The organism is Ochrobactrum sp. SFR4 (assembly GCF_019730395.1).
GTDB lineage: Bacteria > Pseudomonadota > Alphaproteobacteria > Rhizobiales > Rhizobiaceae > Pseudochrobactrum.
This window is the reverse complement of record NZ_JAAPBB010001186.1, coordinates 1-245: the sequence shown is the minus strand read 5'-3', so window position 1 is coordinate 245 and position 245 is coordinate 1. Positions and strand designations below refer to the sequence as shown.

General features: G+C 55.5%; 1 protein-coding gene. It reads right to left on the bottom strand.

Annotated features, from left to right (window positions below; all coding sequences use genetic code 11):
* On the bottom strand, positions 1 to 245 hold a 245-nt coding region (locus HBA93_RS22795; protein ID WP_221724749.1), incomplete at both ends, for a LysE family translocator.

Here is a 245-nt window from a genome sequence, read left to right as displayed (position 1 = left end):
CGTCCGCCCGGTTTCAGCACTTGCCATGCAAGATAGAGCAAATAGAGCGCACCGCCAAAGCGAAGCGCGTCATAGGCATAGGGCACTGCCATGACGATTGCAGTGATACCAAATGCGGCACAGAGCATATAAAACACAAAGCCGAGCGCCACACCTCCCAGCGAGATCAATCCCGCGATGCGCCCCTGACAAATCGATCTGGAGATCAGATAGACCATATTCGGGCCGGGTGTGAGCACCATTCC